Source organism: Rhodococcus spongiicola (genome assembly GCF_004011835.1).
GTDB classification, from domain to species: Bacteria; Actinomycetota; Actinomycetes; order Mycobacteriales; family Mycobacteriaceae; genus Prescottella; species Prescottella spongiicola.
Window position 1 is genome coordinate 368,643 of the sequence record NZ_RKLN01000005.1, and the last position, 25,697, is coordinate 394,339.

Genomic DNA, 25,697 nt, shown 5'->3' on the forward strand with positions numbered 1-25,697 from the left:
GAATCGCGCGTTCCCGCACTTCCCCCTCGGCCGGTGGCCCCACCGGCGGGGGCACTTCCGTCGAACCTTCGATCGAACCACTGACCCGGCGCTGGCTGATCGGCGCCGGGTTCATTGCGCTGGTCCTGTGCCTGCTCCAATCGCCGGGCCGGATCGTCGCCGACACGAAGTACGACCTCACCGAGAACCCGATCGGGTTCCTCTCGCGCGCCGCGCACCAATGGAGCAGTGTCGCGCCGCTCGGCCAGGTCCAGAACCAGGCCTACGGCTACTTCTTCCCGCACGGCGCTTTCTTCGCGCTGGGTGAGCTGCTGCGCGTTCCACCGTGGATCACGCAGCGCGTGTGGTGGGCACTGCTGATCGTCGCCGGTTTCTGGGGCGTCATCCGCGTCGCCGAGGCCCTCGGCATCGGCAGCCGCGGCTCCCGCATCGTCGCGGCCGTCGCGTTCGCGCTGTCGCCGCGAGTGCTCACCACGATCGGCTCGATCTCGTCGGAGTCGCTGCCGATGATGCTGGCCCCGTGGGTGCTGCTGCCGGTGATCCTGGCCACCTCGCCCACCTGGCGAGGGGGCCGCAGCCTCGGGCGTCTCGCGGCGCAGTCGGCGCTCGCCGTCGCACTCATGGGCGCCGTCAACGCGGTCGCCACCGCGGCGGCGTGCCTCGTCGCGGGCCTGTGGTGGATCGCGCACCGCCCCAATCGGCGCTGGTGGGTGTTCACCGCGTGGTGGATCCCCTGCCTGCTGCTGGCGACCGTGTGGTGGATCGTCCCGCTGCTGCTGCTCGGCCGGGTGAGCCCGCCATTCCTCGACTACATCGAATCGTCCGGCGTCACGACACAGTGGACGTCCCTGACCGAGGTTCTGCGCGGCACGGACAGCTGGACGCCGTTCGTCTCGCCCGAGCGGGTGGCGGGCACGGTCCTCGTCACCCAGCCCGTCGCCGTCGTCGCCACCGGCCTGATCGCAGCCGCCGGGCTGGCCGGGCTGTGCATGCGGAGGATGCCCGCCAAGGGCCGACTGACGCTGATTCTGTTCGTCGGCATCGCCGGACTCGCCGCCGGCTACGTCGGCGACCTCGGGTCCCCGATCGCCGAACAGGTCCGGGCGTTCCTCGACGGCACCGGCGCCCCGCTGCGCAACGTGCACAAGCTCGAGCCGCTCGTCAGGCTGCCGCTCGTCCTCGGCCTCGCGCACCTGCTCACGCGGGTGCCGCTGCCGGGATCGGTGCCGCTGAAACGGTGGCGGACTGCGTTCGCGCACCCCGAGCGCGAACCGATGGTCGCGGTCACCGCGCTGCTGCTCGTCGCGCTCACCCTCACGACGTCGCTCGCGTGGTCCGGCCGGCTCGCCCCCCGCGGCACGTACGAGGCGGTGCCGTCTTACTGGCACGACGCGGCGCAGTGGCTCGCCGACAACGCCTCCGGCTCCGGATCCGACGCGCACGACGAACGCGCACTCGTCGTGCCGGGCGCCCCGTTCGGCGCCCAGATCTGGGGCCTGACCCGCGACGAACCGCTGCAGGCGCTGGCGTCGACCCCATGGGCGGCGCGAGACGCCGTCCCGCTCGTGCCCCCCGGCGCGATCCGGGCGCTCGACTCCGTGCAGCGGCTGATCTCCGACGGCCGCCCGTCCGCCGGGCTCGCCGACACCCTCCTCGGGCAGGGGATCCGCTACGTCGTCGTCCGCAACGACCTGGACCCGCAAACGTCCCGGTCGGCGCGCCCGATCCTGGTGCACCAAGCGGTCGAGGGATCGCCCGGACTGGACAAGGTCGCCCAGTTCGGCGAGGACATCGCGCCCAGCAGCGCCGAGAATGGGGTGGACGAAGAGAACGTGGTGGTGGACGGTGACCTGCGGCCCGCCTACCCGGCGGTCGAGATCTACCGGGTCACCTCGCCGAGCGGCCCGACACCGCCCGCCGGGCCGTACACGGTGGACCTGGACGCGGTCCCCGTCGTGCAGGGCGGACCCGAATCGCTGCTGCGGCTCGCCGAGAACGGCACCATGACCGGCCCGGTGCTGCTCGCCAGCGACGCGCAGCGGGCCGGGCGGGACGTCGGAGAAGTCACCATCACCGACACCCCCACCGCCCGCGAGACCGACTTCGGCCAGGTCGACAACCACAGCTCCGGGCTGCGCGCCCCCGACGACCCGCGCCGCACGCACAACGCGGTCCCCGACTATCCGGTCCCGGGCGCACCGCTGGTGCAGGGCGAATGGTCGGGCGCGAAGATCACCGTGTCGAGTTCGGCCGCCGACGCCACCCAGCTCGGCGGCACCGCGCCGGGCAGCGGACCGGCCGCGACCGTCGACGGCGACCCGGCCACCGCATGGCTGAGCAACGGCCTCGAGACCGCGCGCGGCCAGTGGCTGCGTGTGGACCTGGACACCCCGATCACCCGCGGCATGCTGCACCTGACGACCAGCCCGGCCGCGTTCGGACCACCGGTGAAGTGGATCCGTGTCGAAACCCCCAACGCCTCCACGTCGATCAGGATCGACAGGCCAGGGGAGCCGGTGTCGGTGTCGCTGCCGCCGGGCACGACGCCGTGGCTGCGGATCCTCGCCACCTATACCGAGGACGGGTCCCCCGGATTCCAGTTCGGGATCAGCGAGCTGTCGATCGACGACTACTCGTCCGGCGACCCCGTCCCCGTTCCGATCGTTCACCGAACGGTGCTGCCCGCGACCCCGGAGAGCGCGCAGATCCGTGGCTGGGACCTCGGCCAGGAACTGCCCGGACGCTCAGGCTGTGCCGACGGCCCGGACCGCGTCCACTGCAGCCCGGCACTGGCCCTGCCGCCCGAGGAGCCGGGCACGTTCAGCCGGACGTTGTCGGTGCCCGACGCGACCGCAGTCACCCCGGAGCTGACGTTGCGGCCGCGGGCAGGGGGCCCGCTCGACGAGATCGTCGCCGACCCCTCGATGGTGTCCGCGCGCGGCCCCGCCGACGGTGTCGAAATGCGCGGCTCCGCGAGCGCGGCCGTCGACGGCAACCCCGCGACGTCATGGACGGCGCCCGCGGACAGCGCGCAGGGCAAGGGCGGACTGACGACGCTGACGATCACGCTCCCCCAGCCGACTGTCGTATCCGGGCTGCAGCTGACCGAGAGTGCCGGCGAACTGCCGGCCGCGCCGTCGCGGGTAGCGGTCAACCTCGGTAACGGCCCGCAGACCCGCGACCTCGACGGCCCCGAGGGGCCCGGCACCACCCACACCATCGAACTCGAACCGCACCTCACCGACACGATCGAACTCACGTTGGTGAAGTGGCACGGCGTGCTCGATCGCACCGGCCTCGGGTTCCTGCAGGCACAGCCACCGGGCCTGTCCGAAGTGGTCGCGCTCGGCGAGGACGGGCGACCGGTGCCGGGCACCGCGACCGAACCGCCGGAGCGCACCGTCACGGTCGGCTGCGACGCCGGCCCCACCATGTCGGTCGGCGGGGTGATGATGCGGATGTCGGTTACCGCGACCGTGCAGCAGCTGGCGACCGGACAGCCGGTCACCGCGACCCCGTGCACGCCCGGCCCGGTTCCGCTGCCGCAGGGCCGCCAGGACGTCGTCGTCGCGCCCGGTCCGGCGTTCACCGTCGACAGCCTGCAACTGAACGCGGCGCCGGCGCCGCCGACCCCGTCCGTCACCGCACCGCCGGTCGGAAGCTGGACCGAGAACCTGCGGGAACTCGACGTCGACGCGTCCAGCACCGACCAACTACTCGTTGTGCCCGAGAGCACCAACGTGGGCTGGGTGGCGACCGGACCCGACGGCACGCAGCTCGAGCCGATCGTCGTCGACGGGTGGCAGCAGGGCTGGATCGTGCCCGCCGGGACGGACGGCACCGTGACCCTGACCTTCCCGACCGACCGCTGGTACCGCGCCGGGATCGCCTTCGGTTTGCTGCTGCTGATCCCGCTCGCGCTGCTGGCGCTGGTTCCGCGTCGACGCGCAACGGAACCCGGGCCACCGCCACGACCGTGGCGCAGCACCTGGGCCGCAGCGGTCGGGGTGGTGGCGGTTGCTGCCGTCGTCGCGGGCCTCGTGGGCGCCGTCACCGCTCTCCTCGTCGCCGGCTGCGCGCTGGGGCTGTCGCGGTGGAGGGGCGCGGTATTCGCCGTCCGGGTGATGGCCGCCACCGCGGGCCTTTCAATGGTGACCGCGTCGGTGCTGCTGTCGACCGGCCCGTGGCGGGCCCCCGACGGCTACGTCGGGCATTCGTTCCTGATTCAGCTGTTGGCGCTGATCGGCGTCGTCTGCGTCGGGGTGGCTGCACTGCCGCTGTCACGTTCTCCGATCTGGCGCCGCCGCTCCCAGCGGTGAGTGGCGCGCCGCGCAGGATCCTCCACGAGCGCGTAGCTGGCCGACGCGACCGCGATCGACAGCACCGTGGTGACGGCGAGCACGAACCAGAAATTGCCGCTGAAGGGCGTGATCCCGAACATCGGAAAAACGATCGTCAGCACCGGGAGGTGCCAGATGAACACGCCGTAGGACCACCGGCCTACCGCCAGTGAGAGGGGACTGGCGAGAATGCGGTGCCGGTGATGAGCCAGCGCCAGCGGCGCAAGCAGCGCGAAGCCCATGACCGCACCGAGAGCGATCTTGGTCGCGTACTGCCACGGCTCCGGGCGCACGAGGCCCTCCGGGCCGGCCAGCCAGGTCGTCGACAACCCGAATGCGACCAGCGCGATCGCCGCCATCAGCACCCGACGCTCGGCGAGGCGGTGCACCCACGTCCCGCCGACCATTGCCAGTTCGGCGAGCAGCATGCCCGCCGCGAACCACGGGATGTAGCCGGGCAGCCAGTTGTCGTGGTGGATGCCCGCGGGGGTCGGCACCGGCAGGAACGCCCACACCAGGCTCACCAACGACACCGTGAGCAGCACCGGAACCCGGAACCGCGCAGCGGTCCCCCGCAGCCCGACCAGCGCCAAAGCGATGATCGGCAGAACGAGATAGAACGCCACCTCCACCGACAGCGACCACATCTGCGTCAGCCCCTCGGTGAGGGTGAGCGGGACGAAAACCTGGATCAACGCCAGGTTCGCCGTCCACACCTGCCACCCGCCACCGGCCGACGGCAGGAACGCCAGCACCAGGACAACTGCCACCCAGTACGCGGGCAGGATGCGGGCCGCGCGGGAGGTCCAGTACTTGACGATTCTCGGCGGGGCGCCCAGGCCTCGGGCCGCCCCGGCGTGCGGACGCCACAGCAGGAACCCCGACAGCGCGAAGAAGACCGCCACCGCCAGATCGAACCGCCCCCAGATCCGGCCGATGACCGGGTCCCCGACGGCGCCGGTCTGGAAGGCCACGTGCGTCACGAGCACCCCCAACGCCGCGAACCCGCGCATCCCGTCGAGGGCGGGTACGAAGGCGCGGGGGTCGCCGACCGGGGCGGTCTGGCGCAGGTGATTGCTATTCATCGTCGTTCAGTGTGCCTGCAGGTTGCTTACAGGCGAAAGAGCGATGCAATCACCCCGGAAATCCGGTGGGTGACGCAAACAAGACAGCGGGACTGTTAGTGTCTGGGCTCACGTGGTGTCCCAAAGTGGACACCGTGCGACCCGCGCAGCGCACGTGCTGTCGGTGGGGGTATCTCGATTCAACAGCATTGAGTTAGGAGAAAGCATGGCCGAGCGCTCAGGCCGGAGCCGGATACTTGCCAGCGTCCTGGTAGGCCTCGGGACCTTCCTACTGGCCGTCGCGATCCTCGTTCCGGCGTACAGCTTGGACAGGCTCAAGAAGACCCCCCTCGACCTCGAGGTCACCTCGATCGCCGCCGGCACCGGTAGCGTGCTCGACGCGTCGGCCCTGCTCGAGGGCAGGATTCAGGTCGACAACGACGTGCCGATCGTCGCGCAGCGCTACGTCATCGCCGAGCAGCCGTCCGACGCCGAGGTTGTTTCGATGCAGGCCGGCCAGGCGGTGATCCGCACCGACAAGCAGGGTGACACCGGTCTGCTCACGGCGAGCGTCGACCGGGTCACCGTCGACCGGGTGAGCGCGATGCCGGTGGAGCCGCCCGTGGGCACCATCCAGATATCGCTCGACGCGCCGGCCCAGGAGGTCTCCCACACCGGCCTGCAGTACAAGTGGCCGTTCGACGCGGAGCAGAAGAGCTACCCGTATTTCGACCTGAACATCCGCAAGAGCCAGGACATCAATTTCGTTGAGGAAACCGAGATCAACGGAATGAAGGTCTACCACTACAGCCAGGTGATCGAACCCACCGACATGTTCCAGGCGGTCGGCGACCCCACCTACAGGCTGGAGTTGCCCGCCGAGACGTTCGGCCTTGGCGGAGAAGAGCCGGTCACCATGATCCGCTGGTACCAGAACCAGCGCGACATTTGGGTCGACCCGATCACGGGCATCGTCATCAAGGGCCAGGAGCAGATGTACCAGTACTACGCCCGCGACAAGGACCAGCCCGACGTGACCGTCCTCCAGGCCACCCTGCCGTTCACCGAGGCCACCATCGAGAGCCAGATCAGCCAGGCCAAGGACGGCCAGGACCAGCTGGCGCTGGCCAGTCGGACGGTGCCTCTGGTCGCCGGCATCCTGGGCGCGATCGCACTGATCGCCGGTATCGTGATCGGCATCCGCGGTGGCCGTGGCGACAAGGGCGCCGTCGCCGGTGGTCCGGCGACCCCGCCCGCCGGGTCGGGGCAGGCCGGTAAGGACGAATGGGCGTCGTCCGACCAGACAGAGGAGTTCCCCACGGTGCAGATGGACAAGGGCGATTTCGACGAGCGTGGTTTCACGGAGCCGCCGCGCCAGCAGTAGCCCCAGCCACCCCTTGACCACCGGGCCCCGCACGGATCACCGTGCGGGGCCCGGCCGTATATGCGTCAACCTGCGCCACTGCCGCTGCGGTCACCGATCCAAGCCGCGATCACCGATCGTCGGGGTTCAGCGCAAGGAAGAGGGTTCCGGCAGCGACGGCAGCCGGGAGTTGGGCCAACAGGTACACCCACAGCGTCGACCAAGCGAACAATCCCATCGTGGCGGCGCCGACTGCAACCGCCGGGTTGAACGCGGCGCCTGAGATCGCTCCGACCGCGAATGCCCCCGCCACCACGGTGAATCCGATGGCCAGCCCGTAGAACGAGTTGTTCGGATGGTCCTTGCTGGTGGCGACATTGAGCACCACGAAGCACAGAGCGAACGCGAACAGCAGTTCCACCACGAAAGCGGCCAGCAGGGTGCGACCCTCCAGCGTCAGTGTCGCGGCAGTCTCGTCCTGCACCGGAAACACGACCGCACGTACCACTACAGCTGCGAGGAGCCCGGCCACTAGCTGGGCGATCCAGTACCCGACGGCGTCACGAAGTCCGATCCGGTGCCGTAGCAGCACGGCCAAGGTCACCGCCGGGTTGAAGTGTCCACCGGAGATATGCCCGCCGGCGTAGATCATCACCATCAGGGTCGCCCCGATCGCCAACGGGGCGAACGGGCTGCCGCTGCCTACAGCGGCTCCGACGGTGAGCACCAGGAAGAACGTACCGATCGCCTCGATCGTGTACCTCGCGCGAACATTGCGTTCACCGGTCATCTATCTACGTTCAGCCACATGGGTTGATCCCGTCAAGTTCCGGCTCTCAACGATCCACCAGGCGTGGTCCTGAATCCGAACACACCTCTCGTTTCGCCGGGAGACGGTGTTCCTCGCGCCGTTTGTCCTGATCAGCGGCCATCTTCGCGATGTTCGTGGTGTGGCCGGCCCGGCCGGTGGCGGCGGCCTAGCGTGTCGGGACGCCGGCGGACCGAGCGCTGCGCAGCACCAGCACCGCCACCGTAGCGGCCGTCACCGTCGCCACGCACATCGCGACCGCGACGAACTGGCGGACCGTGTCGGCGACGGTGAACATCAGCGCCGCCTCGACCGCGAGGCCCACCCACGCGACGATCGCGAGATGGGTGCGCTCCCCCGCGATCGCCGACAGCAGCACACCCTGCAGCACCGCGAGCGCCGCCCCGTTCCACGCGAACATCCACAGGATGCCTTGCACCGGCGCGTAGTCCTCGCCGAACAGGATCGGCGCGAGCGGGGCGGCCACGACGGCGCCGACGACTACGACGGCACCGAGCGCGACCAGGACCCCGACCGCCGATCGGACCGCCGACGCGGACTGCTTGGGGTTCGCCATCTTCGGGTAGAGCACCACCCCGATCGCCTGCGGCAGCCAGAACGCGGCCTTGGTCACAACGGCCCCGGCCGCATACAGGCCGGCGTCGTGGGAGTCGAGCACCGCACGGGCGATCACGAGGTCCATCGACGAGAGCGCGATCAGCGCCAGCTGCACCTGCGACGCCCGCAGCACCGTCGCGACGCCGATCACGGCCCCGCCACCCTGTTCACGCTCGCCGGACACGCGCGCCACGATCAGACGGGCCGCGAACGCCATCACCCCGGTACCGACCGCTCCGGCGAGCAGCGTCGGCCCCGGACCACCGCCGACCGCCATTACCGCGACCGCCGGAGCCACCCTCGCGACCCCGGCACCGGCCAGCACGACGCTCAGTTCCGCGAACCGGCCGGTGCCCTGCAGCAGCCCCTGTTCGGTGGCGAGCAGCACCAGTAGCGGCGCCGCAACGAGAGCCGCCGACGTCGCACCGAGGCTCGTGTCGAGCGCCCACGACATCAACGGCACCAGCGCGACCGCGACGGCGCCGACGATCGCTGCGCTGCGGTAACCGAGCGCCCGCAAAGCCGCCTCGGGCTTACCGTGCACCACTTCGCGGGCCACGACGGTCTGCAACCCCAGCGCCGGCACCGCGAGGACCAGTTGCGCAGCGAGCAGGCTCGCGAACTCCCCGTACCCGGCGGGGCCGAGCCAGCGCAGCCCGGCGAGCGCAAGCAGGTAGGCGGCGATGTTCGCCGTCATCGACCCGATCGTCACCATCGTCATCCCGGCGACGACGGTCGAGCCGGACAGGGATTGGCGTGGCATTCGCCCATGATCGCACCAGTACAGTGCGCGTCATGACGGCACGGCGCACAACACCCACCCGGGCGGTGCCGATCCTGTACAGCGCGGCCCTGGCCGTGCTGATCTTGGGCCCGCTGCTGGGCCCCGGCTACCTGCTGCTCCGCGACGCGGTGAGCACCCCGCGGTCGTATCTCACCGACTCGGCACTGGGCCTCACCGACGCCGCAGCCCGCGCCGTCCCGCAGGACTGGCTGGTCGCGGTGCTCAGTTCCGTCATCGACGGCGGCGTCGTGGTCAAGACGATCCTGTTCGCGGCGCTGTGGCTGGCCGGCTGGGGCGCCGCCCGCCTGGTGACGGTCCTGCTGCCCGGTGCTGGGCTGGGGCCGCAACTGGTGGCGTCGACGGTGATGCTGTGGAACCCGTACGTGGGCGAACGCCTGCTGCAGGGGCACTGGAGCCTGCTCACGGGCTACGCAGCGCTGCCGTGGATCGTGTGCGCGGCGGTCTGGATCCGGCGCGGACGCCGTGGCGGCTGGTGGGTGCTGACGCTGAGCCTCGCAGCCGCCGGCCTGACCCCGACCGGCGCGATCCTTGCGGCCGTCGTCGCGCTAGCCGTGCTGGGAGCCCCCGGCGGGCGCAGCGCGAGGGCGCCCCGCCTGCTGTGGACGGTGCTGGTCGTCGTGGCGGCGTCGGCGCCCTGGCTGGTGGCAACGGCCGTGTCCGGCGGCGGGGCGACGTCCGACCCGGCAGGTGTCGCGGCATTCGCCTCCCGTGCAGAGCCCGGCCTCGCCACGATCGGCAGCCTCGCGGGGCTGGGTGGGATCTGGAACGGCGACGCCGTGCCGACGTCGCGGACGTCACTGTGGGCGCTGGGAGGAACCATCCTGCTGCTCGCGGTGATCGCGTGCGGGCTGCCCGCGCTGTGGCGGCGCAGACGCAATCCGGTGGTCGTCGCGCTCGCGGTGCTGGCGCTGGCGGCGGTGCTGTTGCCCGCGCTGGCCGCCACCGGCTGGGGTCTGGCGGTCGGCGAGTGGGCCGTCGTGCACGTGCCAGGCGCCGGGCTGCTGCGCGACACCCAGAAGTGGGTGGCGCTCGCTGCGCCGCTGTACGTGCTGGCCGCGGCCGCCGGGGTGCGGTCGCTGAGCGCGCGGGTCTCGGTGCCCGCCGCGGTCCCGGTCGCCGCCGTTGTGGCCGTCGTCCTGGCGCTGCCCGACCTCGGGTGGGGCGTCGGAGGGGCGTTGAAGCCCGTGCAGTACCCCGCGTCGTGGCAGCAGGTCGTCGAGCGGCTGGAGGCGTCGCCGGAACGCGGCGACGTCGCTGTCCTACCGACCGGGATGTTCCGCATGTTCCCTTACAGCGGCGATGCGCCCGTTCTCGACCCGGCACCGCGGATGCTACCGGTGGACGTGCTGCAGACAGGGCAACTCGTGGTCGGGCGGGCGTCGACCGTCGAGGGCGAGGGAGCGCGGGCCGCACGCGTCGAGGAGCTGTTGCTGTCGGGGGCCGCGCCGGACGAACTCGTCGGCGAACAGGTGGGGTGGGTACTCGTCGAGCGCACCACTCCGGGTCCGCTGGGTGACTCGCAACGCACCCTGGACCGGCTCGAACCGGTGTGGTCGGACGACGAGCTGGCGCTGTACCGGGTTCCGGGGGCGGTCGCGGCACCGCCGGAAGATCGCTCACCCGCCGTCGCGGCGCATCTGGTGTGGGCGACGCTGCTGGTGGGGGGCGCGCTAGGCGCCCTGGGGTCCCGCCTGCGGTCCCGCCGACGCAACCGTCCCGGCTTCGGCACCCGCGATGAGACCCGACACGTGCCGTCCCGTAGCTGACGCCGCGAGCACCGTGTGCACACCGGCAGCGGTCTGCTCCCACGAGAACTCCCGTGCCCGCAGCCGGGCCTTGTCGCCGAGGTCGGCACGCAACTCAGCGTCGAGCAGCAGGGATTCGACGGCGGTCGTCAGCGCCGGAACCGCGCGGGCATCGGACCCGGGTTCGTCAGAGTGGCCACCGACGAGCAGGCCGGTGACTCCGTCGATGATCGAGTCGGTGAGCCCCTTGGAGCTGCGGTAGCCGACGGTCGGGACGCCGTGCTGCGCCGCCTCGATCACCGCGAGGCCCCACCCTTCCTTCCGGGACGGCATCACATGCACCCACGACTGCGCGAGCAGTTCGTGCTTGCGTTCCTCCGAGACGTGGCCGTGGAAGGTCACCGCGTCGGCAATGCCGAGTTCGACGGCACGCTCACGCAGGTTGTGCTCCCACCAGCCGTCGCCGATGACGTCGAGATGCAGAGCCGGGATGGTCCGTCGCAGCTGCGCGACGGCGGCGAGGGCGTCCTCGATCTGCTTGTGCGGTACCAGCCGCGACAGCACGCACACGCGCGGCTCGGCGGTGCGGGTGTGGCCGCCGCCGGGCTCGACCGCGGTCGGCATCGCATCGGCACCGTTGCGTACTACGGCAATACGGTCACGCTCGACGCCCAGATCGGTGAGTTCGTCGGCCGACGGCAGCGACACCGTCAGGTACTGGCTGTCGCGGTGTACACGCGGGGAGAGCCAGGACTCGATCCACCAGCCGACCCGTCCCATCAGTCGACCGGCGACAGGCCACTGCTCGCGGTGGCAGTGGTGGACGAGCACCGTAACCGGAGCACCGGCGACGGCGCGTGAGAAGAACGGGATGCCGTTCTGAGTGTCGATGACGGCGTCGGGGCGCAGACCGGCGAGCGGACCGAAACCGAGACGCCCGGCGACGATCGCACCCAGGGCCCGCGGATACACCGTCAGCCGACCGCCGCCGCGGCTGATCCGAACGCCGTCGACGATCTCCTCACGCGGGGCGCCTGGATAGCCGGCGGTGCGCAGGGTCACCTTGATGCCGCGGCGCGCGAGCCCGGCCCCGACCTCCTCGAGGTACCGCTCACTGCCGCCACCCTGGGGATGCCCGGTGTCGCGCCAGCAAAGCAGGAGAACCTCTCGCACGTGGTTGCCCCCTGTTCGGCTTGGCTAGACGGTCACCTGCGACACACCTTATCCGCTGGACCGGCGCACTCTACCGTCTGCAGCGAAACCCGGTGAGCGGGGGGCCACGATACGTCCGATCGCTAAGGTTCCTCCCGTGACCGCCGCCCGCGCACCCCGTGTGACCCGCTTCTTCGCCCGCCGCGCAACCCTGAAGCGGTCGGTGGGACTGCTCAGCGACTTCCGGTACGAACAGTCCGACCCCGACGTGTTCTACGGCGCACTCGCGCGGGACTCGGTCGAACTGATCGGTGACCTCCACCGCGGACTCACCGACGCGGATCTGACAGGCACGAAAGTTCTCGACGTCGGCGGCGGCCCCGGCTACTTCGCCGACGCCTTCGGGAAGGCCGGCGCCAGGTACATCCCCGTCGAACCGGACCCGTCGGAGATGCACGCGGCCGGTCTCACCGTCGGCGACTCGATCCGCGGCTCCGGGTTGGCCCTGCCGATCCGCACCGGTTCGGTGGACGTGTGCTTTTCGTCGAACGTCGCCGAACACGTCGCCCAGCCGTGGGTGATGGCCGAGGAGATGCTCCGGGTGACGCGCCCCGGCGGTCTGATGGTGCTGTCGTACACGCTCTGGTGGGGTCCGTTCGGCGGGCACGAGACCGGACCGTGGCACTACCTGGGCGGCGAATACGCGGCCCGCCGCTACAAGCGCAAGCAAGGCAAGGAGCCCAAGAACCGGTTCGGTGTCTCGCTGTTCGACATCGGCGCGAAGGACGGGCTCGAGTGGGCGAAAGCCCAGACCGGTGGTGATGTCCTCGCCGCCTTCCCGCGCTACCACCCGCGCTGGGCCTGGTGGATGGTGAAAGTCCCCGTTCTGCGCGAGGTGTTGGTGAGCAACCTGGTCCTGGTTGTCCGCAAGCGCTGAGGTTGTCCGCATGTACTGGGGCTGTTCGCAGGCAGTGACGCTGTTTCGCAGGCACTGAGATCGAATCTCGGCCACCCGACATCGCGCGGGTAACTAGCCTCGAAGGCATGACCGCACTCGCACTCGACGTCGGCGGCACCAAGATGGCAGCGGCTCGGGTGGTGTCCGGCGGCTCGCTCGAACACCCGGTGACCGTCCCGACACCCAAGTCCCGGGTGTGGGATGCGTGCGCCTCGCTGCTGCGCAAGATCGCCGGCGACGCCACGGTCACCTCTGTCGGCATCGCATCCGCGGGCCCGGTCGACACCGGTGCCGGCACGGTTGCACCGGTCAACGTCGCGGAGTGGCGCGATGGTTTCCCCTTGGTGGACGCCGTCCGGAGCCTGTTCCCGTCGGCGACGGTCGCCCTGGCTCTCGACGGCGCCGCGGCCGCGCTCGGCGAGCACCGCCGCGGTGCGGGCCGGGGCACCGCAGATCTGCTGGGCGTCGTGGTGTCGACGGGAGTCGGCGGCGGGCTGATCCGCGGCGGCCGGATCGACGGCGGGCGAACCGGAAACGCTGGTCACATCGGCCACATGGCGGTGTCGGGCGGCAAGGAGCTCTGCGGATGCGGAGCCGTCGGCTGCCTCGAGACCATCGCGAGCGGGTCGGCGGCACTGCGCTGGGCCCGCGCGAACGGGTGGGTCGGCGCGACCGGCGCCGACCTGGCCGTCGACGCCGAACTCGGCGAACCGACGGCGGTCGCCGCCCTCGAGCGGGCCGCGACCGCTCTCGGCGAGGCCTTCGCGTCCGCCGCGGCGCTGCTCGACGTCGACCTCATCGTCGTCGGCGGCGGCTTCGCCCAGGCGGGACCCGTGCTGTGGGACCCGATGACCGCGACCGCGACCGCTCACGCGCGGCTGTCGTTCCTGCGTGAGTTGCGGCTCGCCCCTGCCGAACTCGGCGTTCTCGGCACCCTCACCGGCGCCGGCCTGCTCGCGATCGACAACCTGACTGATGGCTCGTGCCGCACCCCCTGACAACTCGTTGTAACGTGTTCTAGTCTGTGATCTGCGGCACTCCACGAGACCAAGGATGATCTAATGACCGACTACGACAAACTCTTCATCGGCGGACGATGGGTCGCGCCGGCCACTGACCAGAGGCTGGAGGTGTTCTCCCCCGCGACCGAGGAGCGTGTCGGAAGTGTTCCCGTCGCGGCACCGGCCGATATCGACGCCGCCGTCGCGTCCGCGCGTGCGGCGCTCGAGTCCGGCACGTGGGCCGAGACCACACCCGCGCAACGCGGCGAGATCCTCGCCAAGGCCGCCAAGCTCATCGAGGAGCGGGCCGCCGAACTCGTCTCCACCATCTCCAACGAGATGGGCGCGCCGCCGTCGGGCGTGGAGATGATGCAGAAGATCCCGACGCTCGCGACGCTCAACTACTACGCGGGCCTCGCCAACGACTTCTCGTGGGAGGACGTCCGGACGGGCCCGTTCGGCCAGACCCGCGTCTACCGGGAGCCGGTCGGCGTCGTCGGCGCCGTCATCGCCTGGAACGTCCCGCTGTTCCTCGCGATCAACAAACTTGCCCCGGCTCTGCTGGCCGGCTGCACCGTCGTGCTCAAGCCGGCGCCGGAGACACCGCTCAACGCGAACATGGTCGCCGAGATCTTCACCGAGGCAGGCGTTCCCGAGGGCGTGCTGTCGATCGTGCCGGGCGGCGCCGAGACCGGCGAATACCTCGTCTCGCACCCCGACGTCGACAAGGTCACCTTCACCGGTAGCACCGCCGTCGGACGCAAGATCGGTGCCATCGCCGCCGACCAGCTCAAGAGTTGCTCACTCGAGCTCGGCGGCAAGTCCGCCGCAATCCTCCTCGAGGACATGGACGTTCAGTCCACCATGCCGATGCTGATGATGTCCGGCCTGATGAACTCCGGTCAGGCTTGCGTCGGCCAGACCCGGATTCTCGCGCCGCGCTCGCGCTACGACGAGATCATCGACGCCATGGTGCAGTTCTCCGGTTTCATGCCGATGGGCATGCCCGACGACCCGGCCGCGCAGCTCGGCCCGATCATCACCGAGAAGCAGCGCGACAAGGTCCTCGGCTACATCGAGAAGGGCAAGGAAGAGGGCGCCCGCCTCGTCGTCGGCGGCGGAATCCCGGCCGGCTTGGAGAAGGGCTGGTTCGTCGAGCCGACCATCTTCGCCGACGTCGACAACTCGATGACGATCGCCCGCGAGGAGATCTTCGGCCCGGTCCTGTCGGTGATCCCCTACGACACCGTCGACGACGCGATCAAGATCGCCAACGACTCGGACTACGGCCTGGCCGGTTCGGTGTTCACCACCGACATCGACAAGGGCATCGAGATCGCCAAGAAGATTCGCACCGGCACCTACGCGATCAACTGGTACGCAGTCGATCCGACTTCTCCGTTCGGCGGCTACAAGAAGTCCGGCATCGGTCGTGAGTTCGGCCCCGAGGGACTCGAGGAGTACTGCGAGACCAAGTCCGTCCTGATGCCGCCCGGCTACACCGGCTAGGCTTCACGGATCTTCCTCAGGCGCGGCCCCGCTCGTTGCGGGGCCGCGCCTGACGTGTTTCCCGGTACGGGCGACTGCGGACGTTGGGCCGGCGGGTCAGTTCGTCGGCGACGAGTCCATCGCGAACAAGCTGGACTCGGGCGCCCGGGTGATGGTGATGTGGTCGATTCGGCCGTTCCGGGTTTGGATGTCGATGATCGCGAGCAGGTGACCCCCGGGCGCGATGACGTGCGCGGGGAGGCCGTTGACGAGCATCGGAGTGCTCGCGAGGATGCGATCGGCGAACAGTGTCGTCTCCTCGGCAATCGCCTGCGCACCGGTGACGGTGGTTGCGGTGCCGGGAGGCACGAGCGCCGGATCGACTGTTCGTGTGCAGTCGTCGGTCATGAGGGCGATCATCTGGTTGATGTCGCCGCCGGCGGCGGCCATGAGGAACGCGTTCACTACGGCACTGTCGGCCGGGACGTCTGAGACATTCGGGCCGGGGACGTTCGGGCCGGGGACGTTCGGGCCGGGCTGGCCCACTCGCTGTCGTGCTCGACTTGCGTGCTTCTTGGCATTGGCGGCGGTGGTGTCGAGCGTGTCCGCGATCTCCCTGAACGGGACGCCGAAGAGGTCGTGGAGGACGTAGGCGACACGTTGTGTGGGTGTCAGGCGGTCGAGGAGCACCATCAGTGCGCGAGAGACGTTCTCACGTTGCAGGTACTGTTCGTCCGCAGCCACGGCCTCCGCGGGGATCATGTCGGAAAGCAACGGCTCCTCGCGGCGCCGGCCTCGCGCCCGCAAGTGGTCGAGACAGACCCTGGTGACCACCGTCGTCAACCATGCCGGACTGTTCCGGACCTCGCTGGAGTCAGCAGCGTCCGCCCGCAGCCACGTCGTCTGCACGGCGTCTTCGGCGTCCGGTATCGAGCCGAGCAACCGAAACGCGACCGCGGTCAACTGCGGCCGCGCCGCTTCGAAATCCGCAACCGATACCACCAGGTGTCACCTTTCCGGGGCGCGAGACGTCGGGACGGACGAGAGCACCATCTCTCGACCCAACTGATCGCACCAAGGAGAAACCCAGACATGAGCCTACAGATAGTCCGGTTCCGCACCGCACCGGAGCAAATCCCCGAGGTCACACAGCAGATCGAGGCCATCTTCACGGCGGTTCATGAGACCGCTCCCCCCGCAATGCGGTACCTGGCGTTGCGGGAAGCCGACGAACCGGTGTTCACCTTGATTCTCGAACTACCCGATGGCGCCGACAACCCACTGTTGTCGATACCCGCGGCCCTCGAGTACCGCAGCCACCTGCCCAGCTGGACCGACGACGACGTGACTCCGAGGCCGCACACCATTGTCGGCAGGTACTCGGCATGATCGGCGCACTGTTCATCGCCACGCTGCTGTGCATCGTCGCGAACGCCTTCATCGCGGTCGCCGACTACCTCGAGGCCGACTTCGTGCTGAAGAACTCCGCCGACGTGGGGGTCCCGGTCGCCGCTTTGCCGCATCTCGGTACGGCGAAGCTCGTCGGCGCGATCGGACTCGTCGTCGGGCTCCTTGCACTGCCGTGGGTCGGGGTCGCGGCCGGTATTGGTTTGACGGTGTATTTCGTCGGAGCCGTCGCCGTCTGCATCAGAGCCCGGGTCTACAACGTCGCCTTCCCGGGCCTTTACTTGCTTCTCGCGGGCGCCTCCACCGCCTACTTCATCCTTGTCATGGGTGGCGCATGAACTGAGCCAACTCGCCACTAGCGCGCGAAGGACGGCGGCGACTCGTCCTCAAACACCTGATACGTAAAGAGGTTTGCCGAGAAGGCAGATGGATGAGGCGTCGCCGCGGACCTACCGCAGCGGCGCCTCGCCCTCGCCTAGAAGTCTGGGCCCGGCAAGGACGCAACCACGACGGCCTGGAACCACGCGTAGAAGGCGAAGGCAGCAACGCCTGCCGTCCACGCCAAGGCCCTGAAGCGGGGGTACCGCCCGTGCGCAATCCCCACTAGGCTTCCGGCAACAACCACCCCGGTGCCGGAGTAAAGCGGGCCGCCCCATCCCCCGAGAGTCTCCCAAAGCCGGCCCGCTATTTGATAGAAGCCGACGATGAACAATGGGCCGGCGATAATGCCGATCATGATCTGGCCGGCGATCTCCATGTGGGAGAGGTGAGCGGCCCGGGGTTCGGGATCCTGTTCCATCGCTAGAGCATCGCACCATGTGCGCCGGTCAGTGTGCATCCGCCGCGATTGACCGTGCGGCCCAACGCAGCTCAGATATAGATCGCCGGGTCGATATACGACGTCGGATCGACAAGATCCTCGTGCTGCTTGCGCGGCCGCACCGATGCCGGAATTCCGGTCGCGATGTGGTCGACGGGTACGTCGCGGGTGACGACGGCGTTGGCGCCGATCGCGCTGTCGGCACCGATCACCAGCGGTCCGAGGAGCTTGGCGCCGGCGCCGATCGTGACGCGGTCGCCGATCGTCGGGTGCCGCTTGGTCTTCGCGTTCGCGCGGCCACCGAGCGTGACGCCGTGGTAGATCATCACGTCGTCGCCGATCTCGGTGGTCTCCCCGATCACGACGCCCATACCGTGGTCGATGAAGAACCGTCGTCCGATCGTGGCACCAGGGTGAATCTCGATGCCGGTGAGGAATCGAGTGAACTGCGCCAGTACCCGGGCCGGACCGCGCAGCGCGGGCTTGGCCCACATGCGATGCGCGATCCGATGCGACCAGATGGCGTGCAGGCCCGAGTACACGACGGCGTTCTCGACGTCGCCCCGCGCGGCCGGATCATGTCCCCGTGCTGCCTGGAGATCCTCCCTGATCGTGCGCAGGACGCTCACAACGCTCAGCCTCGGATGTGCTCGAAGAGCGGGGTGGAGATGTAGCGCTCGCCGAAGTCCGGCACCACCACGACGATCTGCTTGCCCGCATTCTCCGGGCGCTTGGCCAGTTCCAGCGCCGCCCAGACGTTCGCTCCGGCGGAGATGCCACCGAGGATGCCCTCGTCGGTGCCCAGACTGCGGGCCACGCGGACCGCGTCGTCGAACTCGACGTCGATGATTTCGTCGTAGATCTCGCGGTCGAGGACCTCGGGCACGAAGTTCGCGCCGATGCCCTGGATCTTGTGCGGTCCGGGCTCACCGCCGGTGAGGATCGGCGAATCGGCCGGCTCGACGCCGACGATCGTCACCTCCGGCTTGTACTTGCGCAACGTGCGCCCGGCGCCGGTCAGCGTGCCTCCGGTACCGATACCGGCGACGAAGATGTCGATGTCACCGTCGGTGTCCGCCCAGATCTCCTCGCCGGTGGTGCGGGCGTGAATCTCCGGGTTCGCGGCGTTCGCGAACTGCCGTGCCAGTACCGCGTTGTCGGTCTGCGCGACGATCTCATCGGCCTTCTTCACGGCACCGGCCATGCCCTCGGCACCCGGCGTCAGGACGATCTCGGCACCGAAGGCGCGCAGCATGACACGGCGCTCGGTGGACATCGTCTCGGGCATCGTGAGGATGACCTTGTAGCCGCGGGCCGCGCCGACCATCGCGAGCGCGATACCGGTGTTGCCCGAGGTGCCCTCGACGATGGTGCCGCCCGGCTTCAGCTCACCGGCCTGCTCGGCGGCGTCGATGATCGCGACACCGATGCGGTCCTTGACGCTGTTGGCCGGGTTGTAGAACTCGAGCTTCGCCACAACCTGGGCACCGAGGCCCTCGGTGAGACTGTTCAGGCGCACCAGCGGGGTGCGTCCGACCAGTTCGGTCACGTTGTTGTAGATCCCCATGCCGGATCCTCCTCGTGGCCACGCCGGGCAGCCGGGTCGATTTCAAGTCGGTGCTATTGCACCATTCTGTCGTGAACGGCACGGAATCGGGTCCGCGGACGTACGAACGTATACGCATGTAAGCGAAATCGGTGGGTGGAACATTCCACAACCGTCCCTGAGACGACGAATGTCACATCGGTTCAGTAGGTCCTGAACCGATGTGACATTCGGTCACTCACGGGGCGGGGATCAGCCCAGTCGCTGCTTGAGCGCCTCGAGCTCGTCACGGACGCCCGCAGGCACCTTGTCGCCGAGGAACTCGAGCCACTCCTCGATGAGCGGGATCTCGGCCTTCCACTCGTCGACGTTGACCGCGAGGGCCTCGTCGACGTCGGCCAGTTCGACATCGAGGCCGTCGAGGGTGAGATCGGAGGCGGACGGGACGAAGCCGATCGGGGTGCTGGTGGCGTCGGCCTTGTGCTCGATGCGGTTGATGATCCACTCGAGCACCCGAGAGTTCTCACCGAAGCCGGGCCACAGGAAGCGGCCGTCCTCGCCCCGGCGGAACCAGTTCACGTAGAAGATCTTCGGCAGCTTCTCCGAGTCGGCGTTCTTGCCCAGGTCGAGCCAGTGGTTCAGGTAGTCACCGGCGTTGTAACCGAGGAACGGCAGCATCGCCATCGGGTCGCGCCGGACCGAGCCGACCTTGCCCTCGGCGGCGGCGGTCTGCTCGGACGACAGCGTCGCGCCGAGGAAGGTGCCGTGCTGCCAGTCGAAGGACTCGCTGACCAGCGGAACGGTGGTCTTGCGACGTCCGCCGAACAGGATCGCCGAGATCGGCACGCCCTGCGGGTCGTCCCATTCGGGGGCCAGGATCGGGCACTGCGACATCGGGGTGCAGTAGCGCGAGTTCGGGTGGGCGGCGTTGGTGCCGGACTCGGGGGTCCAGTCGTTGCCCTTCCAATCGATCAGGTGCTCGGGCTTCCCCTCCAGGCCCTCCCACCACACGTCGCCGTCGTCGGTGAGCGCCACGTTGGTGTACAGCGTGTTGCCGGCATCGACGGTCTTCATCGCGTTGGGGTTGGAGCCGTGGTTGGTGCCCGGCGCCACACCGAAGAAACCGAACTCGGGGTTGACCGCGTACAGGCGGCCGTCCTCGCCGAAACGCATCCATGCGATGTCGTCACCGAGGGTCTCGGCGCGCCAGCCCGGGATGGTCGGCTGGATCATCGCGAGGTTGGTCTTGCCGCACGCCGACGGGAAGGCGGCCACGACGTAGTAGTTCTTGTTCTCCGGCGAGATGAGCTTGAGGATCAGCATGTGCTCGGCCAGCCAGCCCTCGTCGTGGGCCATCGCCGACGCGATGCGCAGCGAGTAGCACTTCTTGCCGAGCAGGGCGTTGCCGCCGTAGCCGGAGCCGTAGCTCCAGATCTCGCGGTCCTCCGGGAAGTGGGTGATGTACTTCGTGTCGTTGCAGGGCCACGGCACGTCCTTCTCGCCCGGCTCGAGCGGCGCACCCACCGAGTGCAGGGCCTTCACGAACGGGCGATCGGTGCCCATCTTCTCGAGGGCGGCCTTGCCCATGCGGGTCATGATGCGCATCGACACGACGACGTACTCGGAGTCGGTGATCTCGACACCCAGCTTCGGATCATCGGCACCGAGCGGACCCATGCAGAACGGCACCACGTACATGGTCCGACCGCGCATGCTGCCGCGGTACAGGTCCGTCATGATGGCCCGCATCTCGGTCGGGTCCATCCAGTTGTTGGTCGGTCCGGCATCGACCTGCTCGCGAGAGCAGATGAAGGTGCGGGACTCGACTCGGGCGACGTCGGACGGATCGGAGTTACCGAGGAACGAGTTCGGCTTCTTGTCCTCGTTGAGTCGGGTGAACGTGCCGGCCTCGACGAGCTGATCGGTCAGGCGTTCCCACTCCTCGTCGGAGCCGTCCGCGAAGACGACCCGGTCAGGCTGGGTCAGCTCGGCAACCTCACGAACCCAGGCGAGCAACTCGGAGTGCTCAGTGGGGGGATTGCCGTCAGTTCCGTTCAGACCGGGGATGGTCGCTGAGGTCATCAAACTCTCCTGGGGTGGGGCCGGGAACCGGAAGTACCACATCAGCCCCGCTCGGGGCGGGGCTGAGACGAGGCAGATCCGATTTCCCCCTCTCGGCGGGGTGCAACCCGCCCACTCCGTCTGTCACCCGCCTCGGCATCGAGGGCAACAAACGAAGGACACGGGTGCCGGGTGTCCTAGTTATAGAGGTTAACGCCGAGAGAAGATCTTGGGGGAACCGGGTGTCGTCGGTTAGGTCACAGGAACGATTCAGACGACGGAACGACCGGGTCGCGACCGTCTTCGCCGGGCTGCTCCCGGTCCAGGCCACCTTCGTCGATCTGCTCCCACCGCTCCCGACCGGCGGCATCGCGGTGGAACTCCCAGGCCGAGTACTCGCCGCCGGAATCGACAATCGTCAGGTGGTCGGCGTCGCCGTCCCCATCGGTGTCGGTCGCGACGATCATCGCGTCGTCCAACTCGTAGGTCTGTGTGTCGAGGATGCCGTCACCGTCGACGTCGTACACCGCACTGGTCAGGTCGAAACTGTCCAGGTCGACGGCGCCCGACTCGGTCCCGAAGTCGTCGGGGTCGATCTCCGGCCCATCGGCCGCCAACTCGTCCGTGGTGATCATCATTCCTCCCGCTCGATTCCGGGCAACTGCTGTTCGACCACCGTGCCCAACTGCGGTCACCGGGCCCAACCCGTCGTCCCCAACCCGCCGTCACCGAATTGACCTGTCACGGGGTTGGACGCGAGGCGGCAACGTCCGGTTCCCTCGAGGTCCCGAGCGCATCGAGCACCTTCGCCAGCACGGCGCGGTCCCGCTCGCACGACGCGATCCGGCCTTTCCGCTCCGCCGCCAACAGTCGGGCCTCGGCGTCGATGCGGGCCAACTCCTCGTCGACGGCTAGGGCCGCGGTACGGCTGTCTGCGAGTATCTGGTCACTGACCTGCGCCTCGATCTCGAGGATCCGTCGGTGCACGCGCTGCTCGAGCTGCGATCTCAGGTGTCCCGCCGTGTCCGACGCCCACTGCCGCACGTGGGCACGCTCGGCGACCAGCCGCCGTGTCCGCGCGATCCACCACGCAGCCGCCCCGCCGAGCGCGAGGGTGATCGGGATGGTGGCGATGTCGAGCGCGGGCATCATCGAGATCGGGGAGATCGCGAGCCGACCGATACCCGCTCCGGCCGACGCCCCGACGACCACCATGAGCCGGTCCTCGACGCCGCGGTGCCGCGGCTGCGGACCGGCAGGTCCATCCTCAGGTGCCGCGGAAGCGGCTGGAGGCAGGCCGTGCACTCCTGCTCGGTCGACGAGTTCCTCGAGTTGCCGGGCAACGATCTCGTCGAGTTCGGTCGTCGTCTGCTTCGCGAGGTCGCCCATCCGTTCGGGAAACGCCGGCAGGTCTCCGCGTCCGGCGCGGTCGATCTCGGACCGGGCGGCAGCGGACACCGAACGGGCCCGGTTGGCGGCCTCGTGCAGGAGTTCGACGCGTACCTGTTGGACGTCGCCGCGCAACCGGGCGAGCCGTTCGGCGCGGCCGCCGTCACGCTCGAGCGCAAGACGCCCCTTGCGGGTCCGCAACTCCGCAGCCGCAACTTCGCTGCCGTCGCGCATCACCTGGGCGGTCTCGGTGATCCGGTGGCGCGTCCTCTCGACGAGCGAGTGCGCCGCGCGACGCGCATTGCGGCGGGCGGTCGCCTCGGGATCGGCGGCAAGCACCTCCTCTACCGCGGAGGGCAAGGCGTCGGTCGTGGTCAGCACGCAAACGTCGGCGAAGCGCGCCGCGTGTGCCCGGAGCAGCGCCTCGTTTCGTTCCCGCACCGTGTCCCGGCCCGCGGCACCCGCGCCGGTGAGCACGAAGACCACCCGCTCGACGTCCGCGGCGGCCGCGTCGAGAGCGGACAGCTCGTCGCGTCCGAGAACCGAGGCCGCGTCGAGGGCCATGACCACGACGGCCGCGCATCCGGGCACGGCGGTCACCGGCTCGTGCGGGGCCAGCGCATCGAGCACCGGCCCCGGGTCGATGCCCCGCACCGCCACGACGTGGACGGCCCGTCCGACCCAGTCCTGGTTCCGCCAATCGTGCAGGCCTCGAGGATCCCACCGTTCGACGATCCGCTGAGCGTCGGGTGGAAACCCCGACAGGTGGGGCGTCACCGCACGTCCGTAGATGTGCGCACCCGCCAACGCCGACGCAGGAGGGCAAGTCGGCGCCGATCGGCGGCGCCGTCACCGAACGCATCCACCGCCTGGGAAGCCAGCCGGACCGCCTCGTCACTGCGCAGATAGCCTTCGAGGACATCCCTGTCCGGCCCCCGCGCCGCGGCCTCGGCCAAAGTCGCCAGCGCCGCCCGACAGCGGCGCGCCCTCGCTACCCGTTCGGCGGCAGCCACTGCCGCGATCACGTCGTCTTGACCGTCCGGGGCTTCGGGCCGCGATTGGGCACCGACGATCGGCAGCGCCCGCACTCCGGTTTCGGCCTCGGTTTCGGCGGCGACCCGCATCGCCGACGCCCACTCGGGCTGTAGGTCCGCCTTGTTCACGAGCGCCACCGTGGTCCCATGCGGCGCCCGCTGCAGCGCCTCCACATCGGGGGTACGCGGCGCCCCGGACAGCACATAAACGACCACGTCCCCGTCGAGATCTGGATCGGCGAGGCCGGGAGCATCCACCGCAGACGACTCGGTTACGGTCCCGAACCCCGCGCGCAGGAGTACATCGGCCACGGCGCTGCGCCCGACACCTGCACGCCCGACGACCTGGATCCGGATCGGTTCACTCAACTGAACCGAGACCTGCAGGGCTGTGCCGCCGATATCGGCTGCGATTCGGTCGAGCAGCTCACATCCGCTCTCCACTGTGTTCTCCCCCTCCCCCGTGACCGCGGCGCCGATTCTCTCAGTGCGGCGAACGGGGGATCAAGAACAGCTACTACCAGCACGAACACCGAGAACCTCGAGATAGGAATGATCTCACCCGCCCGAAAGGACCGCCTTGTCTGTCAACCGAAACGGCCCGCACCGGTGCACATACGTGACAATGGTCCGGTGAACCAAGCCGATCAGGACGCACCCGAGACCTCACGCGACGACCGCTCGCCTTCCGACGCGGCGGCCGACGAGCATGCCGGCGCCGGCAGGGGTTCACGTCTCTACCCACGGGTGACCAGTTTCCGTTCCCGCCGCGGTTCACTGACCGGACCGCAGCAGAGTGCGTGGGACCGGATGTGGCCGAAGATCGGCCGGGACGTGGGCGACGACCTGCTCGACACGGCTTCATGGTTCGGCCGTGAGGCTCCCCTGATCATCGAGATCGGCTCCGGCACGGGCACCGCGACGGCCGCGATGGCCAAGGCTGAGCCGCACGTCAACCTCATCGCCGTCGAGGTCTATCGACCTGGTTTGGCGCAGCTGCTCCAACTCGTGGAGCGGGAGCAAATACCGAACGTCCGCGTGCTGCGGGGCGACGCCGTCGAGGTCCTCGAGCACATGGTGGCCCCGGAATCGCTGACGGGCGTCCGCGTCTTCTTCCCCGATCCGTGGCCCAAGGCCCGCCACCACAAGCGCCGCCTGCTGCAGGCTCCGACGTTCGCGCTGATCGCCAGCCGGTTGAAGCCCGGTGGTGTGCTGCACGTCGCAACCGACCACGCCGAGTACGCCGAGGCCATCCGCGAGGCCGGGGATGCCGAACCGCTGCTCACCGAACTCGACTGGGAGTCGCCGATAACACATGAGCGGCCCGTGACGAAGTTCGAAGACAAGGCACACCAGGTCGGAAGCACCATCACGGACCTCATCTGGGGGAAGATCAAGTAATGAGTCTCAGCGAAGACACACAGGGCACTGACCTGGCTCGCGATTCCCTCGACGGCAACGGCCACGACGTCCGACAGCACAAGCGGGTGCTGTTGGTATGGGACGCACCCAACCTCGACATGGGTCTGGGTGCGATCCTCGGGGGCCGCCCGACCGCCGCGTACCGGCCGCGATTCGACGCGCTGGGCCGCTGGCTGCTGTCCCGTACCGCGGAGTTGTCCACCGCCGAGACGGCGACTCTCGAACCCGAGGCCACGGTGTTCACGAACATCGCCCCCGGTAGCGCCGATGTTGTCCGACCCTGGGTCGAGGCGTTACGTAACGTGGGGTTTGCGGTGTTCGCCAAGCCCAAGGTCGAGGAGGACAGCGACGTCGATGCCGACATGCTCCACCACATCGAGCTGCGCCATGGTGAGGGTTTGGCCGGTGTCATCGTTGCGTCGGCCGACGGGCAAGCTTTCCGTGAGCCCCTGGAGGGCATCGCAGCAACCGGCGTACCGGTGCAGGTTCTCGGGTTCCGTGAGCACGCCAGCTGGGCGGTCTCGTCCGAGATCCTGGACTTCGTCGATCTGGAGGACATTCCCGGCGTCTTCCGTGAGCCGCTGCCACGGGTGAGCCTGGAGTCCCTGCCCGAGGAGGGTGCCTGGTTGCAGCCTTTCCGTCCGTTGTCTGCCCTGCTCGTCGGGCGCTGAGGAGT

The 25,697-nt window shown here is 69.2% G+C and carries 22 protein-coding genes; 10 read left to right on the top strand and 12 right to left on the bottom strand.

All coding sequences use genetic code 11. The features are described from left to right. The first annotated feature begins 2 nt into the window (after nt 1–2). Entirely contained in the window at nt 3–4,319 is a 4,317-nt protein-coding gene (locus EF834_RS15225; RefSeq protein WP_408014522.1) for an alpha-(1->3)-arabinofuranosyltransferase domain-containing protein, read from the top strand. Here the strand turns inward: EF834_RS15225 and EF834_RS15230 are convergent. Beyond that, nucleotides 4,226–5,425, bottom strand: a complete 1,200-nt coding sequence (locus EF834_RS15230) for an acyltransferase family protein (protein ID WP_206615294.1) — start codon at nt 5,423–5,425, stop codon at nt 4,226–4,228. The two genes, EF834_RS15225 and EF834_RS15230, sit on opposite strands and share 94 nt — an antisense overlap. A gap of 205 nt (nt 5,426–5,630) precedes the next feature. Here EF834_RS15230 and EF834_RS15235 point away from each other — a divergent pair, with 205 nt between their 5' ends. Next, nucleotides 5,631–6,788: a DUF3068 domain-containing protein gene (locus EF834_RS15235; protein ID WP_127948058.1), complete on the top strand. Its 1,158-nt coding sequence runs from the start codon at nt 5,631–5,633 to the stop codon at nt 6,786–6,788. Between the two features lie 109 nt (nt 6,789–6,897). Here EF834_RS15235 and EF834_RS15240 read toward each other — a convergent pair whose 3' ends face one another. Continuing rightward, the gene (locus tag EF834_RS15240; RefSeq protein ID WP_127948059.1) at nt 6,898–7,557 is read right to left on the bottom strand and encodes an MIP/aquaporin family protein; all 660 of its coding nucleotides are present in this window, start codon (nt 7,555–7,557) and stop codon (nt 6,898–6,900) included. Nucleotides 7,558–7,744: 187 nt separating this feature from the next. Beyond that, the gene (locus EF834_RS15245) at nt 7,745–8,956 is read right to left on the bottom strand and encodes a polysaccharide biosynthesis protein (RefSeq protein ID WP_127948060.1); all 1,212 of its coding nucleotides are present in this window, start codon (nt 8,954–8,956) and stop codon (nt 7,745–7,747) included. Nucleotides 8,957–8,988: 32 nt separating this feature from the next. Between EF834_RS15245 and EF834_RS15250 the strand changes: the two genes are divergently transcribed. Continuing rightward, the gene (locus tag EF834_RS15250) at nt 8,989–10,764 is read left to right on the top strand and encodes a hypothetical protein (protein ID WP_127948061.1); all 1,776 of its coding nucleotides are present in this window, start codon (nt 8,989–8,991) and stop codon (nt 10,762–10,764) included. Here the strand turns inward: EF834_RS15250 and EF834_RS15255 are convergent. Then, nucleotides 10,669–11,916, bottom strand: a complete 1,248-nt coding sequence (locus EF834_RS15255; RefSeq protein WP_127948062.1) for a glycosyltransferase family 4 protein — start codon at nt 11,914–11,916, stop codon at nt 10,669–10,671. The two genes, EF834_RS15250 and EF834_RS15255, sit on opposite strands and share 96 nt — an antisense overlap. Nucleotides 11,917–12,076: 160 nt before the next feature. On the opposite strand from EF834_RS15255, the gene EF834_RS15260 reads away from it, so the two are divergent. From EF834_RS15260 to EF834_RS15270, 3 genes are all read left to right on the top strand, one after another. Beyond that, a complete protein-coding gene (locus EF834_RS15260; RefSeq protein ID WP_127948146.1) occupies nt 12,077–12,832 on the top strand; it encodes a class I SAM-dependent methyltransferase in 756 nt (251 codons plus the stop codon). 107 nt (nt 12,833–12,939) lie between these two features. Beyond that, nucleotides 12,940–13,851 (top strand): ROK family protein, encoded by a 912-nt coding sequence (locus tag EF834_RS15265; protein ID WP_127948063.1) that lies wholly within the window; start codon nt 12,940–12,942, stop codon nt 13,849–13,851. A 63-nt stretch (nt 13,852–13,914) separates the two neighbouring features. Continuing rightward, complete coding sequence (locus EF834_RS15270) at nt 13,915–15,363, top strand: aldehyde dehydrogenase (protein ID WP_127948064.1); 1,449 nt, start codon at nt 13,915–13,917, stop codon at nt 15,361–15,363. Nucleotides 15,364–15,459: 96 nt separating this feature from the next. Here the strand turns inward: EF834_RS15270 and EF834_RS15275 are convergent, their stop codons facing one another. Then, a complete protein-coding gene (locus EF834_RS15275; protein WP_127948065.1) occupies nt 15,460–16,344 on the bottom strand; it encodes a sigma-70 family RNA polymerase sigma factor in 885 nt (294 codons plus the stop codon). Between the two features lie 90 nt (nt 16,345–16,434). On the opposite strand from EF834_RS15275, the gene EF834_RS15280 reads away from it, so the two are divergent. Then, entirely contained in the window at nt 16,435–16,731 is a 297-nt protein-coding gene (locus tag EF834_RS15280) for a hypothetical protein (RefSeq protein ID WP_127948066.1), read from the top strand. Next, the gene (locus EF834_RS15285; protein ID WP_127948067.1) at nt 16,728–17,087 is read left to right on the top strand and encodes a DoxX family protein; all 360 of its coding nucleotides are present in this window, start codon (nt 16,728–16,730) and stop codon (nt 17,085–17,087) included. Before EF834_RS15280 ends, EF834_RS15285 begins: the two co-directional genes overlap by 4 nt. Before the next feature lie 137 nt (nt 17,088–17,224). Here EF834_RS15285 and EF834_RS15290 read toward each other — a convergent pair whose 3' ends face one another. The 7 genes from EF834_RS15290 to EF834_RS15320 all read right to left on the bottom strand — a co-directional run bounded on the left by EF834_RS15290 (nt 17,225) and on the right by EF834_RS15320 (nt 24,043). Continuing rightward, nucleotides 17,225–17,548 (bottom strand): hypothetical protein, encoded by a 324-nt coding sequence (locus EF834_RS15290; protein ID WP_127948068.1) that lies wholly within the window; start codon nt 17,546–17,548, stop codon nt 17,225–17,227. 71 nt (nt 17,549–17,619) lie between these two features. Beyond that, nucleotides 17,620–18,198 (bottom strand): serine O-acetyltransferase EpsC, encoded by a 579-nt coding sequence (gene epsC / locus EF834_RS15295; RefSeq protein ID WP_127948069.1) that lies wholly within the window; start codon nt 18,196–18,198, stop codon nt 17,620–17,622. 5 nt (nt 18,199–18,203) lie between these two features. Continuing rightward, the gene (gene cysK / locus EF834_RS15300; RefSeq protein ID WP_127948070.1) at nt 18,204–19,136 is read right to left on the bottom strand and encodes a cysteine synthase A; all 933 of its coding nucleotides are present in this window, start codon (nt 19,134–19,136) and stop codon (nt 18,204–18,206) included. Nucleotides 19,137–19,367: 231 nt separating this feature from the next. After that, a complete protein-coding gene (locus tag EF834_RS15305) occupies nt 19,368–21,197 on the bottom strand; it encodes a phosphoenolpyruvate carboxykinase (GTP) (protein WP_127948071.1) in 1,830 nt (609 codons plus the stop codon). A 236-nt stretch (nt 21,198–21,433) separates the two neighbouring features. Next, entirely contained in the window at nt 21,434–21,814 is a 381-nt protein-coding gene (locus EF834_RS15310) for a DUF6802 family protein (protein ID WP_408014515.1), read from the bottom strand. Nucleotides 21,815–21,917: 103 nt separating this feature from the next. Further along, complete coding sequence (locus EF834_RS15315; RefSeq protein ID WP_235871229.1) at nt 21,918–23,342, bottom strand: hypothetical protein; 1,425 nt, start codon at nt 23,340–23,342, stop codon at nt 21,918–21,920. Then, on the bottom strand, nt 23,339–24,043 hold the full coding sequence (locus EF834_RS15320; protein WP_127948072.1) for a hypothetical protein: 705 nt from the start codon (nt 24,041–24,043) through the stop codon (nt 23,339–23,341). Before EF834_RS15320 ends, EF834_RS15315 begins: the two co-directional genes overlap by 4 nt. Nucleotides 24,044–24,214: 171 nt before the next feature. On the opposite strand from EF834_RS15320, the gene trmB reads away from it, so the two are divergent. Then, entirely contained in the window at nt 24,215–25,000 is a 786-nt protein-coding gene (gene trmB, locus EF834_RS15325; protein ID WP_235871242.1) for a tRNA (guanosine(46)-N7)-methyltransferase TrmB, read from the top strand. Next, the gene (locus EF834_RS15330) at nt 25,000–25,692 is read left to right on the top strand and encodes an NYN domain-containing protein (protein ID WP_127948074.1); all 693 of its coding nucleotides are present in this window, start codon (nt 25,000–25,002) and stop codon (nt 25,690–25,692) included. Before trmB ends, EF834_RS15330 begins: the two co-directional genes overlap by 1 nt. Nucleotides 25,693–25,697 lie beyond the last annotated feature (5 nt).

Excerpts from the sequence above, each read along its gene's own strand:
- EF834_RS15230 (WP_206615294.1), bottom strand. The coding sequence starts at position 5,425 with ATGAATAGCAATCACCTGCGCCAGACCGCCCCGGTCGGCGACCCCCGC.
- EF834_RS15235 (WP_127948058.1), top strand. The coding sequence starts at position 5,631 with ATGGCCGAGCGCTCAGGCCGGAGCCGGATACTTGCCAGCGTCCTGGTA.
- EF834_RS15240 (WP_127948059.1), bottom strand. The coding sequence starts at position 7,557 with ATGACCGGTGAACGCAATGTTCGCGCGAGGTACACGATCGAGGCGATC.
- EF834_RS15245 (WP_127948060.1), bottom strand. The coding sequence starts at position 8,956 with ATGCCACGCCAATCCCTGTCCGGCTCGACCGTCGTCGCCGGGATGACG.
- EF834_RS15250 (WP_127948061.1), top strand. The coding sequence starts at position 8,989 with ATGACGGCACGGCGCACAACACCCACCCGGGCGGTGCCGATCCTGTAC.
- EF834_RS15265 (WP_127948063.1), top strand. The coding sequence starts at position 12,940 with ATGACCGCACTCGCACTCGACGTCGGCGGCACCAAGATGGCAGCGGCT.
- EF834_RS15270 (WP_127948064.1), top strand. The coding sequence starts at position 13,915 with ATGACCGACTACGACAAACTCTTCATCGGCGGACGATGGGTCGCGCCG.
- EF834_RS15280 (WP_127948066.1), top strand. The coding sequence starts at position 16,435 with ATGAGCCTACAGATAGTCCGGTTCCGCACCGCACCGGAGCAAATCCCC.
- EF834_RS15285 (WP_127948067.1), top strand. The coding sequence starts at position 16,728 with ATGATCGGCGCACTGTTCATCGCCACGCTGCTGTGCATCGTCGCGAAC.
- EF834_RS15290 (WP_127948068.1), bottom strand. The coding sequence starts at position 17,548 with ATGGAACAGGATCCCGAACCCCGGGCCGCTCACCTCTCCCACATGGAG.
- cysK (WP_127948070.1), bottom strand. The coding sequence starts at position 19,136 with ATGGGGATCTACAACAACGTGACCGAACTGGTCGGACGCACCCCGCTG.
- EF834_RS15305 (WP_127948071.1), bottom strand. The coding sequence starts at position 21,197 with ATGACCTCAGCGACCATCCCCGGTCTGAACGGAACTGACGGCAATCCC.
- EF834_RS15310 (WP_408014515.1), bottom strand. The coding sequence starts at position 21,814 with ATGATGATCACCACGGACGAGTTGGCGGCCGATGGGCCGGAGATCGAC.
- EF834_RS15330 (WP_127948074.1), top strand. The coding sequence starts at position 25,000 with ATGAGTCTCAGCGAAGACACACAGGGCACTGACCTGGCTCGCGATTCC.